We start from the raw sequence: 12,991 nt of genomic DNA, 5'->3' as shown, positions 1-12,991 counted from the left end.
CGCCAGAATGGAAACCGGGCGTCGTGTTGCCGCTTTCTCCCCGTACCGGAGTCTCCATGCGCATCCTGCTGGTGGAAGACGATCCCTCCATCGCCGAGGGCATCCGCGCCTCGCTGCGCCAGGGCGGCCACGCCGTCGACCACGTGGCGGACGGCAGCCAGGCGGACGCCGCGCTGCGCGATCACGGCTACGACCTGCTGGTGCTGGACCTGGGCCTGCCGGGGCTGGATGGCAGCGAGGTGCTGCAGCGCCTGCGCCGCCGCGGCAAGGGCCTGCCGGTGCTGGTGGTGACCGCGCGCGACGGCCTGGCCGAACGCATCCGCGTGCTCGACCTCGGCGCCGACGACTACCTGGTCAAGCCGTTCGCGCTGAGCGAGTTCGAGGCGCGCGTGCGCGCCTTGCTGCGCCGGGCCAGCAGCCAGGGCAAGCCGGAACTGCAACTGGGCCGGCTGCGGCTGGACCTGCCCGGCCACCGCGCCTGGGTCGATCGCCGGCCGCTGGAGTTGACCGCGCGCGAGTTCGGCCTGCTCGAAGCGCTGGCGCTGCGCGCCGATCGCGTCACCAGTCGCGCGCAACTGATCGAGGCGCTGTGCGACTGGGACCAGGAGCTGACCGACAACGGGCTGGACATCGCCATCCATCGCCTGCGCCGCAAGCTGGACGGCAGCGGCACCGGCGTGCGCACCATCCGCGGCCTGGGCTATCTGCTGGAGGAGCTGGCCGACGCCGGCGGCGCCGCATGAAACGCCCCGCGCCCGCGCGCCCCAGCCTGCGTCGGCGACTGCTGGTGTTCCTGCTGATCCCGATGGCGACGCTGCTGCTGCTTGATGCGCTGCTGAGCTACGGCGTGGCGCTGGGCTACGCCAACCGGGTGCACGACCGCGACCTCGCCGACGATGCGCGCACCCTCGCCAAGCTGCTGCAAAGCAACCCGCTGGGCGGCCGGCTCTCGCGGCAGGCGCGCTTCCTGCTCGAATACGATCCGGACGGGCGCAGCTACTTCAGCGTGCGCAGTTCCAGCCAGGGCCTGCTCGCCGGCGACGACCGGCTGGCCGCGCCACCGACGCCGCCCGCCGAAGGCGTGCCCGCGCTGTACGACACCCGCCTGGACGGCCACGCGCTGCGTGCGGCCACCGTGCGCGAAGACATGCCGGGCGATGCCGCCGGCCAGCTCACCGTGACCGTGGCCGAGACGCTGCACGATCGTCGCGAACAGGCCCGCGAGATCCTGTTGCTGGCGGTGGTGATGCAGACCCTGCTGATCGCCTGCGTGCTGTCGCTGGTCTGGTTCGGCGTGCGTCGCGGCCTGCGCGTGCTCGATCCGCTGACCGCGCGGCTGGCCGCCCGTTCCAGCGAGCTCACCCCGATCGACGGCCCGGACGTGCCGCAGGAGATCCAGCCGCTCACGCGCACCATCGACGCGCTGTTCGGCCGCCTGCGCGACATGCTGGCGCTGCACGACCGCTTCATCGCCGATGCCGCGCACCAGCTGCGCACGCCGCTGGCCGGCCTGAGCCTGCACGCCGACCGCGCGCTGGCCGATCCCAGCCCGGCGAACCAGGCCGACGCGCTCGCCCACATCCAGCGGTTGACCCGGCGCGCCGCGCGCACCGCCTCGCAACTGCTGGCGCTGACCCGCGCGCAGGCGGCGCCGCCGGAGGGTGGCGAGCAGCGCCTGATCGACCTGGCCCGGCGGGTGCCCGAGATGGTCGCCCAGCGCGTGCACGAGGCGATCCGCGCGGGCATCGACCTCGGCTACGAGGGCGGCACGGCGCCGTTGTGGGTGCTCGGCGAACCCGCCGGCGTGCAGGATCTGCTCGACAACCTGATCGACAACGCGGTGCGCTACGCCGGCCATGGCAGCGAGATCACCGTGCGACTGCGCGCGCGCGACGACGGCGGCGCCAGCCTGCTGGTCGAGGACAACGGCCCGGGCGTGCCGCCGGACCTGCTGCCGCGGCTGAGCGAACGCTTCTTTCGCGTCGGCGCCAGCGCCGAGCCCGGCAGCGGGCTGGGCCTGGCCATCGTGCAGCACATCGCCGGCCGCCATGGTGCCGAGCTGCTCTTCCGCAACATCGAGCCGCACGGCCTGCAGGTGGCCGTGCACTTTCCGCCGCCGCCCGCCGCGGTGGGCGCGCCGCCATGAACACCGCCGTGGCCGGCGCCGCGGGCGATAAGGCCGGCGAAAGATTCGCACACCACAATGGGGCTCCGACTTCTGCCCCGGCGCCCGCGCACGTCCTGCGCGGCCCGCCGCCATGGAACATGCCCGCCGAGTTCGCCCGCCTGAACCCCGCTGCATCCGGCCCGTGCAGGCGCCTCCGCCCGCTGCTGTGCGCGCTGCTGCTGTGCGCATTGGCCGGCTGCGCCGAGCCGCTGCCGAAGCTGGCACCGCCGCAGTCCGCCCAGTGGCGGCATGCGACCGCCTCGGCGCCGGCGGCGGCGACCGACCCGGCGCTCTGGTGGCATGCGTTCCACGATCCTGCGCTCGATGCGCTGGTCGAGCGCGCGCTGGCCGACAACCTCGACGTGGCGCAGGCGGTCGAGCGCCTGCGCGCGGTGCGCATCCTGCGCCGGCACGCGACCGATCGCTACCGGCCCGGCCTTTCCGCACGCACCGGCGACGCGGTCGACCCGGACGCCAGCGCCTCGTTCTTCGTCGCCGGCTTCGATGCCAGCTGGGAACTGGGCCTGTTCGGCCGCGCCGAGGGCAGCCGCCGCGTGGCGCAGGGCGAGCTGGACGCCGGCGTCGCCGACCTGCGCGCGGCGCGGGTCAGCCTGGTCGCCGAGGTGGTGCGCGAATGGATCGGCCTGCGCACCGCGCAACGACAGGAGCAAGGGCTGCAGCAGGTGGCCGCCGAGCGCGCGCGCGCCTGGCAGTTGCTGCAGGCACGCCAGCGCCTGCAACTGGCCGCGCCCGCCGCGGTGGATCAGGCCGCGGCCGCCAGCGCGCAGGCCGAGGCCGCGCTGGCGGCGCCGCGGCAGGCGATCGACGCCAGCGCCCAGCGGCTGGCCGTGCTGCTCGGTCGCGAGCAACCCGATCCGGCCTGGCTGCAGCCCGCACCGCCACCCGAGCTGGGTGCGTGGCGGCTCGGCGCCACCCCGGCCGACCTGCTGCGCACGCGCCCGGAAATCGCCCGCGCCGAGGCCGACGTGCTGCGCGCCGCCGGCGAACTGGCGCTGGCCCACGCCGACATGTTCCCCAGCATCGGCATCGGCGGCTCGCTGGTGTGGGCCACCGACATCAACAACAACCACCGCTTCTCCACCACTCCCAACGCGATCGCCTCGCTCGGCCCGATCATCAGCATCCCGCTGTTCGACTGGGGCATGCGGGTGGCGGCGCACCACGCCGGCGCGCACCAGCTCAAGGCCAGCGTGCTGGCCTATCGGCAGGCGGTGCTGCAGGGCGTGGCCGAGGTGGAGACGGCGCTCGGCAGCCTGCACCAGGAGAGCGAGCGCGAGCGCCACGACCAGGCCGCGTGGCAGGCGTTGCAACACGCCGACCAGGTGCTGCGCCAGCGCGTCGCGCTGCACCTGGACAGCCCGCTGCAGCAGATCGACGGCCGCATCGCCGCGACCCAGGCGGCGCTGGAACTGGACGACGCGCGCGCCGCCCGCGCTCTGGCCTACGTGGCCTTGTTCAAGGCGCTCGGCGGCGCGCCGCCTCCGGCGGCAACGACGGCGCCGACCGTCGCGGCCAGCGCAGCGGCACCGCGCTGATGGTTGCCCTCGCGCGCAAGACGCTGGTCTACGAATGGCGCCGGTTCCTGCCGGCGATGCTGGCGGTCGGCTTCGCCGGCCTGCTGCAACTGCTGCAGATCGCGCTGGTGCTGGGCATCTTCGGCAGCACAAGTGTGTACGTCACCGGTTCGGCGGCCGAGGTCTGGGTGGGTTATCCCGGCACGCAGAGCGTCGGGCTCGGCCGCGCGATCGACGCGGACGTGGCCTCGCACCTGCAGATGGACCCGCAGGTGCAGCGGGTCGAGCCGTACCTGTGGGTCGATGGCGACTGGCGCGGGCCGCGCGAGACCGGCGGCGTCTCGGTGTTCGTCTCCGGCATCGACCCGGCGGCCGACGGCCTGATGTTCGCGAAGGTGCTGCCGCCCGCGTTGCGCGCACGGCTGGCCGAACCCGATGCCATCGTCATCGACCGCTCCGCGCTGGACCAGCTCGGCGTGGACGTCGGCCAGAGCGCCACCATCAACGGCCACCGGGTGCGCGTGGTGGGCATCGGCAGCGGGCTGCGCGCGCTGGGCGGGGTCAACGTGCTGTGTTCGCTGGAAACCGCGCGCGAGCTCGACAACGATCCCACCGACACCGGCCCGACCTACCTGGTGGCGAAGCTGCGCGACCCGACCCAGGCCGAGGCGGTGGCCGCGCGCCTGCGCGGCGCCACCGCGTTCGGCCCGTACACCGCCTGGAGCGCGCGCGATTTCGCCAAGCGCTCGGTGCGCTACTGGCTGTTCGACACCGGCGCCGGCGCCGGCGTGCTGTTCCTGGCCGGCATCGTGTTCCTGGTCGGCACCGTGATCACCAGCCAGACCCTGATCGCCGCGGTCAACGGCTCGGTGCGCGAGTACGCCACGCTCAACGCGCTCGGCGTGGGCGTCGGCGCGCTGCGCAAGGTGGTGCTGGAGCAGGCGTTCTGGGTCGGCGCGCTGGGCCTGCTCGGCGCCAGCGTGCTGGGCATCGTGCTGATGCTGCTGGCGCGCAGCCAGGACGTGCCGGTGGTGCTCAACGTGGCGGCGGCGCTGGGCTGCATCGTGCTGGTGATGGGGCTGGCCGCCGTGTCCGGGCTGGCCGCGATGCGCAGCCTGCGCCGCGCCGATCCGGCCAACCTGCTGCGATGAGCGCGATGCCCGCCACCACCGAAACCGCGCGCGTGCCGTCGCTGCAGGCCGACAACGTCAGCAAGGCGTTCGTCTCCGGCAACCAGCGCACGCAGGTGCTGGACGGCTTGTCGCTGAGCATCCACGCCGGCGAACTCACGTTGATCTCCGGCCCGTCCGGCTGCGGCAAGAGCACCTTGCTGGCGGTGCTCAGCGGCCTGCAGAAGGTGGACGGCGGCCGCGTGCGCGCGCTCGGCAGCGAGCTGGGCCAGCTCGACCTGCGCGCGCTGGAGCGCTTCCGCCTGCAGCACACCGGCTTCGTGTTCCAGGGCTTCAACCTGTTCCCCGCGTTGAATGCGTTCGAGCAGGTCGAGCTGCCGCTGAACCACATGGGCCTGTCGCGCGACGAGGCGCGCCGGCGCGCGCGGCAATCGCTGGAGGAGGTCGGGCTGGCGCATCGCATGCGGCTGCGTCCGTCCGAACTGTCCGGCGGCGAGAAGCAGCGCGTGGCGATCGCCCGCGCATTGGCCAAGCAGCCGGAGCTGCTGTTCGCCGACGAGCCGACCAGCGCGCTGGATGCCGCCAACGGCCAGGTCATCATCGACATCCTGCATCGCATCGCGCACGCCCACGGCACCACCGTGCTGTGCGTCAGCCACGACCCGCGGCTGGTCGTCCACGCCGACCGCGTGCTGGCGATGGAGGACGGCCGCATCCTCAGCGACCGGCGCCCCGCGGCACCGGCCATCGATTCCCAGGAACCCGCCCCATGACCTCGCTCGCACCGCATTCCCCGCACCGCCGCGCGCTCCGGTTTGGCATCCTCGCGCTGGGCGTCGCCGGGCTGCTCGGCGGCTGCTCGCAGCCGGGCGACGCACCGGTCGGCGCCGCCGCACCGGTCGCCCGTTACGCCGCGGTGGCGCGTGGCCGGATCGACATCGAGGGTGGCCTGCTGGCGTTGTCGATGCCGCGCGAAGGCGTGCTCGCCACGGTGGCGGCGCACGAGGGCGACCGCGTGAAGCGGGGCCAGTTGCTGGCTGCACTTGATGCGCACCCTGCGCAGCTGGCGGTGGACGCCGCACAGGCGCAACTGGAGCAGGCGCAGGCACAGCTCAAGCTGCTCGGCGTCAAGCAGCAGGCGGCGCGGCAGCGCGCGCAGCGCCTGGCCGCCGCCGCGGCTGCCGGCGCCGGCGACGGCCAGAGCGCCGACGATGCGCGCGAGGCGGCGGCCCAGCTCGACGCCGAGCAACTGGCCGCGCGCGCCGCGCAGGACATCGCCACGCAGAAGCTGCAGGAGGCCCGCTATGAGTTGCAGCAGCGCAGCCTGCACGCCCCGTTCGACGCCCAGGTGGTGCACGTGGCGGCGCAGCCCGGGGCGAGCGTGTCGCCGGGCTCCGGCGCGCTGTTCACCCTGCTGCCGGACAAGCCGCGCATCGTGCGCGCCGAGCTCAACGACAGCTTCGTCGGCGCGGTCCACCCCGGCATGCCGGCCGAGGTCAGCGCCGACAGCGATCGCGACGGAAGCCACTGGGCCGCGCACGTGCTGCGCATCGGCCAGGTGTACGGCCCGGCCACGCTGGAGAACGACCCGCAGGTGCGCGCCAACGCACGCACCGTGGAGTGCGTGCTGACCTTCGACCAGCCCTCGTCGCTGCGCATCGGCCAGCGCGTGGTGGTGCGTTTCGACAAGCCCGCCGGTGCGGCGAAAGACTGAGGAAACCGCGCCCGGCGATCATGCTGGCGGCAAACCGCCACGATTCCGTCCCGCCAGGCCTGCGCGTGATCCAGCAAACCGACTTCTTCCTCGAGGGTGGCCGCCGCGGCGTGCTGCTGATCCACGGCCTCACCGGCACGCCGATGGAAATGAAGCTGCTCGGCAAGGGCCTGAACCGCGCCGGCTTCACCGTGCACGGCATGCAGCTGGCCGGGCATTGCGGCAGCGCCGACGACCTGCTCGCCACCGGCTGGCACGACTGGTACGCCAGCGTGCAGCAGGCCGCCGACGATCTGCTCGGCAAGGTCGATCAGCTGTTCGTCGGCGGCCTGTCGATGGGCGCGCTGCTGGCGTTGAAACTGGCCGCCGATCGTCCGGGGCAGGTCGCCGGCGTGGGCGTGTACGGCGCCACCTTCCGCTACGACGGCTGGAGCATTCCGCCGCTGGCGCGGCTGTCGTTCATGCTGCCGCTGCTGAAGAAACTGGGCATCGGCCGCGGCCGCAGCTTCATGGAGCAGCCGCCCTACGGCATCCGCGACGAGCGCCTGCGCGCCCAGGTCAGCGCGGCGATGCTCGGCGGCGACAGCGCCGCCGCCGGGCTGCCTGGCAACCCGTGGTACTCGCTGGCGGAGATGTACGGCCTGGCCGCCAGCGTGCGCCGCCAGCTGCCGCAGGTGACCGCGCCGTGCCTGGTCGCCCACGCCAGCGACGACGACGTCGCCAGCCCGAAGAACGCCGAGCTGGTGGTGCGTGCGGTCAGCGCGCCGACCGAGCTGCTGCTGCTCGACGACAGCTACCACATGATCACCATCGACAAGCAGCGGCGCACCCTGATCGAGCGTTCGGCGGCGTTCTTCGACGGCATCGCCGCATCGCGCGCGGCGGCCTGACCATGCCGGCAGCGGGCGCCATCTCCCCCCTCGTTGCCAGTCTCTGGCTGCTCAACATCGTGCTTGACACCGGCGGCCAGCTGGCGTTCAAGGCGGCAGCGGGCGACCCGACGGCCGGCGACGGCCTGGCGCGCTGGAAGTACATGGCGTCGCGGCCGTGGCTGTGGCTCGGCATCGGCAGCTACGTGGCCGAGTTCCTGGTGTGGATCGCCTTCCTCTCGCTGATCCCGCTGTCCGAGGGCGTGCTGCTCGGCTCGATCAACATCGTGGCGATCATGCTGGCCGGGCGCTTCCTGTTCGGCGAAAGACTCACCCGGCTGCGCGTGGCCGGCATCGCGCTGGTCACGCTGGGCGTGGCGATCGTGGGACTGGGCGCATGAAGCGCTTCTACCTGTTCGGCTTCCTGCTGCTGATGGGCTTCGACACCCTCGCGCAGATCAGCTTCAAGTATGCCGGCACCCAGGCGCTGCCGGTGGAGGCGAGCCTGGCGTGGCTGCTGCGCGTGTTCGGCCAGCCGTGGGTGTACGGCGCGGTGGTCGGCTACGTCGGTGCGTTCTTCACCTGGATGGCGCTGCTGAAACACGCGCCGATCGGTCCGGCTTTCGCCGCCTCGCACCTGGAGGTGGTCTCGGTGATGCTGCTGTCGGTGTGGCTGTTCGACGAACACCTCACCGCCGCCCGCGTGCTTGGCGCGATCGCGATCATCGCCGGCATCGCCTGCCTCGGGCTGGCCGAGAGCCGCGAGCACGCGCCGGAAGCGGCCGTCATCTGAACGCAGGCCACGCGCTGCCCATGCTGCCCCGCCGCCGCCACGAATTGCCGCCCACCGCCGGCCTGCCGCTGCAGCTGGCCGACCTGCGTCCCGGTGCGCCGACGCTGGCCGCCGACGTCGCCGCGCTGCTGGGCTTGCCGCCGCTGGCACTGACCTGCTCCGGCACCGCCGCACTTCTGCTTGCGCTGGCCACGCTGCGGGAACTGCAGCCGCAACGCCGTCGCGTGGTGGTGCCGGCCTTCACCTGTCCGCTGGTGGCGATCGCCGTGCGGCAGGCGGGACTGGAACTGCAATTGTGCGATCTCGCGCCCGGCCACCATGACCTGGACCCGGCCGCGCTGCGTGCCGCCTGCGACGAACGCACGCTGGCGATCGTGCCGACCCATCTCGCCGGCCGCGTCGCCGATGTCGACGCCGCGCTCGCCGTCGCGAACGAGGTCGGCGCCTACGTGATCGAGGACGCCGCACAGGCGCTGGGTGCGCGCCGGGCGGACGGCGCCAGCGTGGGCCTGGCCGGTGACGTGGGCTTCTTCAGCCTGGCCGCCGGCAAGGGTCTGTCGATCTACGAAGGCGGCCTGCTTGTCGCGCGCGATCCCGTGCTGCGCGAGAAGCTGGCGCGGGCGGCGAACCGCGTGCCGCCCCATGCCGGCTGGGAAGGGCGGCGGCGCCTCGAACTGCTCGGCTACGCCGTGCTGTACCGGCCGTGGGGGCTGCGCATGGCCTATGGCAACCCGCTGCGTCGCGCGTTGCGCCGCGGCGACGCGGTCGCCGCGGTGGGCGACGATTTTCCGCTGACGATACCGCTGCATCGCGTCGGCCGCTGGCGGCAGGCGCTGGGCGCGCATGCCGCTACGCGCCTGCCGGCGTTCCTGGCGCACACCGCCGCGCAGGCGCAACGCCGGCTGTCGCGACTGCGCGACATCCCCGGCGTGCAGGTGCTGGATGACCCGCCCCACGCCCGCGGCACCTGGCCGTTCTTCGTGCTGCTGCTGCCCGACCAGCGCCGCCGCGACGCCGCGCTGGCGCAACTGTGGCAAAGCGGCCTCGGCGTCAGCCGCCTGTTCATCCACGCCCTGCCCGACTACCCCTACCTCGCCGGCGTGGTTCCCGCCGCCGACGTGCCGCACGCGCGCGACTTCGCCGCGCGCAGCCTCACCGTCGGCAACAGCCCGTGGACGACGGACGCGGATATCGAGGCGATCTGCCGCGTGCTGGAAGCGGTGCTGCGCTGACTCAACCAGTGCGCGCCGCGATCGCGGCCAGCAGCTCCAGGTTCAGCGCGTGCTGCTGCGCCTGCCAGTCGGCAAGGCGGGCGATGTCGACTGCCGGCTGCGCGTCCATCGCGGAGAGCTTGCGCTTCCACCAACTGCGATAGTGGTAGTGCGAGATCTCGCCGTTGATGTCGCTGCCGACCAGGCCGCGACGCAGGCTGCCGACCAGCGCCAGCGCGTGGTCGAGTTGCAGCCGGCCCTGGTCCCAGTTCGTGCGCGCCACCTCGGGCGCGAACACGTCCTTGTCGATCGACAGGTAACTCGGCAGCGTCTGGGTACGCTGGCTTTCGACGAAGGCATCGAGCATGGCCTCCGCCGTGTCGAAGCCATGGAACGCCGGCGCCAGGCCGAGTCGCCGCGACCAGCCGGTATCCACGCCGATGCTCCAGTAGCTCAGCTTGCCGCGCCGCAATGGCGTCAGGTAGTTCTCCCACGCATGCCCGGCGCCGATGTCGGCGGAGGTGATGCCGAGCACGTGCACGTGGCTCACCTGCGGCAGCAGCGCCACGCGGCGCACCCACGAACCGCAATGGACGCCGAACGGGAAGCGCATGTTGTCCGGGTGGTTGTCCAGCACCACCACTTGGAACGGCGCGTTGCCGCGCAGGCGCGCGATCAGCGGCCAGCTCAGGTGGTGGAAGTCGCCGCTGCCGGTGAACACGGTGCCGTGGCTCGTCGGCAGCAGCTCGTCGAGCACGCGCGCGAAGCGCCGCATCGTCGCCAGCGAACAGCCGAAGCGGATCGACTCCTGCCAGCGTTCCAGCGGCAGCACCAGCCGGTCGCGCAGGGGGCCGACGGAGTGGTCGATGTCCAGCACGATCGGCTGGTTCGAAAGCTCACTCATCGGCACTCGCCTCCTGCCACTGGCGGTCGCTTTCGAAATGACCGCCGAGGCGACGCAGCAAGGCGCGCAGCAGCGGGTTGCGCGCGTACACCGCGTGGCGGGTGAAGCTCATCCGCGCGCCGAGAAAGGCTTTCACTTCCGGATCGGTCCAGCCGGCCACGTAATGCGTCAGCCCGCGCCGGCGCGCGTGCTCCAGGTTGTGCATCCAGCTGACGAAGTACAGGTTGTGCTCGCGCGCCTGCGGATAGGCAAAACCGACGTACTTGTCGATCAGCTTGCCGGCGTGTTCGTAGCAGAGGTTCCAGCCGATCATCGCGCCCCCGTGACGGTAGACGAACACCACGCCGCCGCTGGCGGCATCCTGCAGCAGGGTGCGGAAGAAGGCCGCGGTGGGCCGGTCGAAGTGGATCGTGCTTTGCGCGTAGACGTTGTCGAACAGCGCGTGGAACGCCGCCAGCGTCGCCTCGTCGCGAAAGCGCGCGTCGCCGGTCGGCACCGCCTCGACCTCCAGGGCGGCCCGCGCACGCAACTTGCGCCGGATGTTCTTCCGCCGGCCGTGCGACAGGCGCGCCAGGTACTCGTCCTCCGAGTCGAAGTCGATCGGCACCCAGGCCAGCGCCTGGCCCTCCAGCAGCACGAAACCCGCGGCCGCGCAGGCGCCGGCGAAGGCGTGCGCATACGCGTTGTCGGCGTCGCCGAGCAAGGGCGAGTCGTGCGCGATGTCCTTCACGATCAGCAGCCGGCACTGGCGCCCGAAGGCGGCCTTCAGTCCCTGCGCCAGCGCCGCGGGCGCAACCCCCGGCGGCAACGGCGCGTACTCCGTCACGGTGCTGCCGGCGAAGCGCGTGCGCCAGCGCAGCAGCGCCCGCCAGTGGCGGTACAGCGGCAGCGCGGCCACGCGGCGGCGCAGCGCGTCGTCGGCGGTGGTCAGCAGGTCGAACGGCGCCACGAAGGCCGGCATGCCCTGCGGCGAGCGGTCCACCGCGAAACCGGCCGGCGGTTCGGCCGTGAACGCCGCCAGCAGCGCGTCCGGCTCCAGTTGCGCAATGAAAGGCATGAGTAAGCGAGCGTGCCTAGACTGGGGCCGTCAGCTTGCGTCAGCCACCTTGCGCCAGCCTTCCATTGCCGCCTGCCACCCGGGACATGCCATGAATGCCACCACCCAGCAGCAAGTGTTCGAGATCATCGCCAAACAGGCCAAGACCGACGTCGCCAACGTGAAACCCGACTCCACCCTGAAGGACCTGGGCATCGCCTCGCTGGAGGCGATCGAGTTGATCTTCGACATCGAGGAGCACTTCAACATCAACTTCCCCGACCAGCAGGGCGCCAACTTCGACCGCGACACCGCACAGAGCCTGGTCGACGCGGTGGACAAGGCGCTGGCCGACAGGGCCGGCGCCGGTGAAGGAGCCGCCTGATGCAAGGCCTGCCGCTGCGCCGCGTGGCGATCACCGGCATGGGCGCGATCAGCCCGCTCGGCGTCGGCGCCGCGGCGCTGTGGCAAGGCTTGCGCGAAGGGCGCAGCGCGATCGGCCCGCTGCGCCACCCCGACGCCGAACGGCTGCGCGTGAAGGTCGCCGCGCAGGTACCGGCCAGCTTCGACCCGGCGGCCAATCTCGACGAACGCATCCTGCCCACGCTCGACCGCACCTCGGAATTCGCGCTGCACGCGGCGCGCGAGGCGGTGGCGCAATCCGGGCTGGAGTTCGCGAATCACGGGCTCGGCCTGCGCACCGCGGTGGTCGTCGGCACCGGCGTCGGCGGCGAGACCACCCAGGACGAGCAGAGCCGGCGCCTGTACGGCGAGAACGCGCAGCGCGCGCATCCGCTCACCATCGTGCGGCTGATGACCAACGCCTCGGCCAGCCAGATCAGCATCGCCTACGGTTTGCGCGGCCCCACCTTCGCCGTGGCCAGCGCCTGCGCCTCGGCCAACCACGCCATCATCCAGGCCGCGCAGATGATCCGCTGCGGCATGGCCGACGCCGCCGTGACCGGCGGCACCGAGGCCTGCCTCACCTATGGCGCGCTGCGCGCGTGGGAGGCGATGCGCGTGCTGGCCGACGACACCTGCCGCCCGTTCAGCGCGAACCGGCACGGCCTGGTGCTCGGCGAAGGCGCCGCCATCTTCGTGCTGGAATCCATGGAACATGCGCAGGCCCGTGGCGCCACCATCCTCGCCGAACTCGCCGGCAGCGGCATGACCGCCGACGCCAGCGACATCGTGATGCCCAGCGCCGAAGGCGCCGCAAGCGCGATGCGCCAGGCGCTGGACGAAGCCGAACTCAACCCCGCCGACGTGGACTACATCAACGCCCACGGCACCGGCACCTCGGCCAACGACGTCACCGAAACCCGCGCCATCCGCCTCGCCTTCGGCGCGCACGCGGACCGCCTCGCGGTGTCCTCCACCAAGTCGATGCACGGCCACGCGCTGGGCGCCTCCGGCGCGCTGGAACTGGTCGCCGCCATCGGCGCGCTGCGCGACAGCGTGGTGCCGCCCACCGCCAACCTGGACCAGGCCGATCCGGCCTGCGATCTCGACTATGTGCCGAACGTGGCGCGCGAGATGCCGGTGCGGGCGGTGCTCAGCAATTCGTTTGCGTTCGGGGGGTTGAACGCGGTGTTGGCGTTGAAGCGGGCGCCCTGAGCGGGGCGCCTCAAG

14 protein-coding genes are annotated in these 12,991 nt (G+C 72.5%); 12 read left to right on the top strand and 2 right to left on the bottom strand.

Annotation, left to right across the window (positions count from 1 at the left end):
- Window positions 1-56: 56 nt before the first annotated feature.
- The 10 genes from ACVCMC_RS12955 to ACVCMC_RS12910 all read left to right on the top strand — a co-directional run bounded on the left by ACVCMC_RS12955 (window position 57) and on the right by ACVCMC_RS12910 (window position 9,440).
- The gene (locus tag ACVCMC_RS12955; protein WP_395120916.1) at window positions 57-743 is read left to right on the top strand and encodes a response regulator; all 687 of its coding nucleotides are present in this window, start codon (window positions 57-59) and stop codon (window positions 741-743) included.
- A complete protein-coding gene (locus ACVCMC_RS12950; RefSeq protein ID WP_447097575.1) occupies window positions 740-2,146 on the top strand; it encodes a sensor histidine kinase N-terminal domain-containing protein in 1,407 nt (468 codons plus the stop codon). Before ACVCMC_RS12955 ends, ACVCMC_RS12950 begins: the two co-directional genes overlap by 4 nt.
- 119 nt (window positions 2,147-2,265) lie before the next feature.
- Window positions 2,266-3,723 carry a TolC family protein gene (locus tag ACVCMC_RS12945; RefSeq protein WP_447097574.1) on the top strand — a complete coding sequence of 486 codons (1,458 nt, stop codon included), beginning with the start codon at window positions 2,266-2,268 and terminating at the stop codon, window positions 3,721-3,723.
- The gene (locus ACVCMC_RS12940; protein WP_447097573.1) at window positions 3,723-4,853 is read left to right on the top strand and encodes an ABC transporter permease; all 1,131 of its coding nucleotides are present in this window, start codon (window positions 3,723-3,725) and stop codon (window positions 4,851-4,853) included. Before ACVCMC_RS12945 ends, ACVCMC_RS12940 begins: the two co-directional genes overlap by 1 nt.
- A gap of 5 nt (window positions 4,854-4,858) precedes the next feature.
- The gene (locus ACVCMC_RS12935; protein WP_447097572.1) at window positions 4,859-5,605 is read left to right on the top strand and encodes an ABC transporter ATP-binding protein; all 747 of its coding nucleotides are present in this window, start codon (window positions 4,859-4,861) and stop codon (window positions 5,603-5,605) included.
- On the top strand, window positions 5,602-6,546 hold the full coding sequence (locus tag ACVCMC_RS12930; RefSeq protein WP_447097571.1) for an efflux RND transporter periplasmic adaptor subunit: 945 nt from the start codon (window positions 5,602-5,604) through the stop codon (window positions 6,544-6,546). The genes ACVCMC_RS12935 and ACVCMC_RS12930 overlap by 4 nt, the downstream gene beginning before the upstream one ends.
- 65 nt (window positions 6,547-6,611) lie before the next feature.
- On the top strand, window positions 6,612-7,436 hold the full coding sequence (locus ACVCMC_RS12925) for an alpha/beta hydrolase (RefSeq protein ID WP_136257703.1): 825 nt from the start codon (window positions 6,612-6,614) through the stop codon (window positions 7,434-7,436).
- A gap of 2 nt (window positions 7,437-7,438) precedes the next feature.
- A complete protein-coding gene (locus ACVCMC_RS12920; protein ID WP_136257702.1) occupies window positions 7,439-7,816 on the top strand; it encodes an EamA family transporter in 378 nt (125 codons plus the stop codon).
- Window positions 7,813-8,208: an EamA family transporter gene (locus ACVCMC_RS12915; RefSeq protein ID WP_447097570.1), complete on the top strand. Its 396-nt coding sequence runs from the start codon at window positions 7,813-7,815 to the stop codon at window positions 8,206-8,208. The genes ACVCMC_RS12920 and ACVCMC_RS12915 overlap by 4 nt, the downstream gene beginning before the upstream one ends.
- A gap of 20 nt (window positions 8,209-8,228) precedes the next feature.
- Complete coding sequence (locus ACVCMC_RS12910; RefSeq protein ID WP_447097569.1) at window positions 8,229-9,440, top strand: DegT/DnrJ/EryC1/StrS family aminotransferase; 1,212 nt, start codon at window positions 8,229-8,231, stop codon at window positions 9,438-9,440.
- A 1-nt stretch (window position 9,441) separates the two neighbouring features.
- On the opposite strand, the gene ACVCMC_RS12905 is transcribed toward ACVCMC_RS12910, so the two are convergent.
- Together ACVCMC_RS12905 and ACVCMC_RS12900 are read right to left on the bottom strand one after the other, a co-directional pair.
- The gene (locus tag ACVCMC_RS12905; RefSeq protein WP_447097568.1) at window positions 9,442-10,323 is read right to left on the bottom strand and encodes a hypothetical protein; all 882 of its coding nucleotides are present in this window, start codon (window positions 10,321-10,323) and stop codon (window positions 9,442-9,444) included.
- Complete coding sequence (locus ACVCMC_RS12900) at window positions 10,316-11,380, bottom strand: GNAT family N-acetyltransferase (RefSeq protein ID WP_447097567.1); 1,065 nt, start codon at window positions 11,378-11,380, stop codon at window positions 10,316-10,318. Before ACVCMC_RS12900 ends, ACVCMC_RS12905 begins: the two co-directional genes overlap by 8 nt.
- 91 nt (window positions 11,381-11,471) lie before the next feature.
- On the opposite strand from ACVCMC_RS12900, the gene ACVCMC_RS12895 reads away from it, so the two are divergent.
- Both ACVCMC_RS12895 and ACVCMC_RS12890 read left to right on the top strand, forming a co-directional pair.
- Complete coding sequence (locus tag ACVCMC_RS12895; protein ID WP_136257697.1) at window positions 11,472-11,744, top strand: acyl carrier protein; 273 nt, start codon at window positions 11,472-11,474, stop codon at window positions 11,742-11,744.
- Window positions 11,744-12,976 carry a beta-ketoacyl-[acyl-carrier-protein] synthase family protein gene (locus ACVCMC_RS12890; protein WP_447097566.1) on the top strand — a complete coding sequence of 411 codons (1,233 nt, stop codon included), beginning with the start codon at window positions 11,744-11,746 and terminating at the stop codon, window positions 12,974-12,976. The genes ACVCMC_RS12895 and ACVCMC_RS12890 overlap by 1 nt, the downstream gene beginning before the upstream one ends.
- Window positions 12,977-12,991: the final 15 nt, after the last annotated feature.

Source organism: Rhodanobacter sp. UC4452_H20 (assembly GCF_052978205.1).
The sequence above is the reverse complement of the archived record's forward strand: the minus strand, read 5'-3'. Positions and strand labels throughout refer to the sequence as shown.

What these genes read in the sequence shown, in the direction of transcription:
- ACVCMC_RS12955 (WP_395120916.1), top strand. Translation starts at nt 57, where the DNA reads ATGCGCATCCTGCTGGTGGAAGACGATCCCTCCATCGCCGAGGGCATC.
- ACVCMC_RS12950 (WP_447097575.1), top strand. Translation starts at nt 740, where the DNA reads ATGAAACGCCCCGCGCCCGCGCGCCCCAGCCTGCGTCGGCGACTGCTG.
- ACVCMC_RS12945 (WP_447097574.1), top strand. Translation starts at nt 2,266, where the DNA reads ATGCCCGCCGAGTTCGCCCGCCTGAACCCCGCTGCATCCGGCCCGTGC.
- ACVCMC_RS12940 (WP_447097573.1), top strand. Translation starts at nt 3,723, where the DNA reads ATGGTTGCCCTCGCGCGCAAGACGCTGGTCTACGAATGGCGCCGGTTC.
- ACVCMC_RS12935 (WP_447097572.1), top strand. Translation starts at nt 4,859, where the DNA reads ATGCCCGCCACCACCGAAACCGCGCGCGTGCCGTCGCTGCAGGCCGAC.
- ACVCMC_RS12930 (WP_447097571.1), top strand. Translation starts at nt 5,602, where the DNA reads ATGACCTCGCTCGCACCGCATTCCCCGCACCGCCGCGCGCTCCGGTTT.
- ACVCMC_RS12920 (WP_136257702.1), top strand. Translation starts at nt 7,439, where the DNA reads ATGCCGGCAGCGGGCGCCATCTCCCCCCTCGTTGCCAGTCTCTGGCTG.
- ACVCMC_RS12915 (WP_447097570.1), top strand. Translation starts at nt 7,813, where the DNA reads ATGAAGCGCTTCTACCTGTTCGGCTTCCTGCTGCTGATGGGCTTCGAC.
- ACVCMC_RS12910 (WP_447097569.1), top strand. Translation starts at nt 8,229, where the DNA reads ATGCTGCCCCGCCGCCGCCACGAATTGCCGCCCACCGCCGGCCTGCCG.
- ACVCMC_RS12905 (WP_447097568.1), bottom strand. Translation starts at nt 10,323, where the DNA reads ATGAGTGAGCTTTCGAACCAGCCGATCGTGCTGGACATCGACCACTCC.
- ACVCMC_RS12900 (WP_447097567.1), bottom strand. Translation starts at nt 11,380, where the DNA reads ATGCCTTTCATTGCGCAACTGGAGCCGGACGCGCTGCTGGCGGCGTTC.
- ACVCMC_RS12895 (WP_136257697.1), top strand. Translation starts at nt 11,472, where the DNA reads ATGAATGCCACCACCCAGCAGCAAGTGTTCGAGATCATCGCCAAACAG.
- ACVCMC_RS12890 (WP_447097566.1), top strand. Translation starts at nt 11,744, where the DNA reads ATGCAAGGCCTGCCGCTGCGCCGCGTGGCGATCACCGGCATGGGCGCG.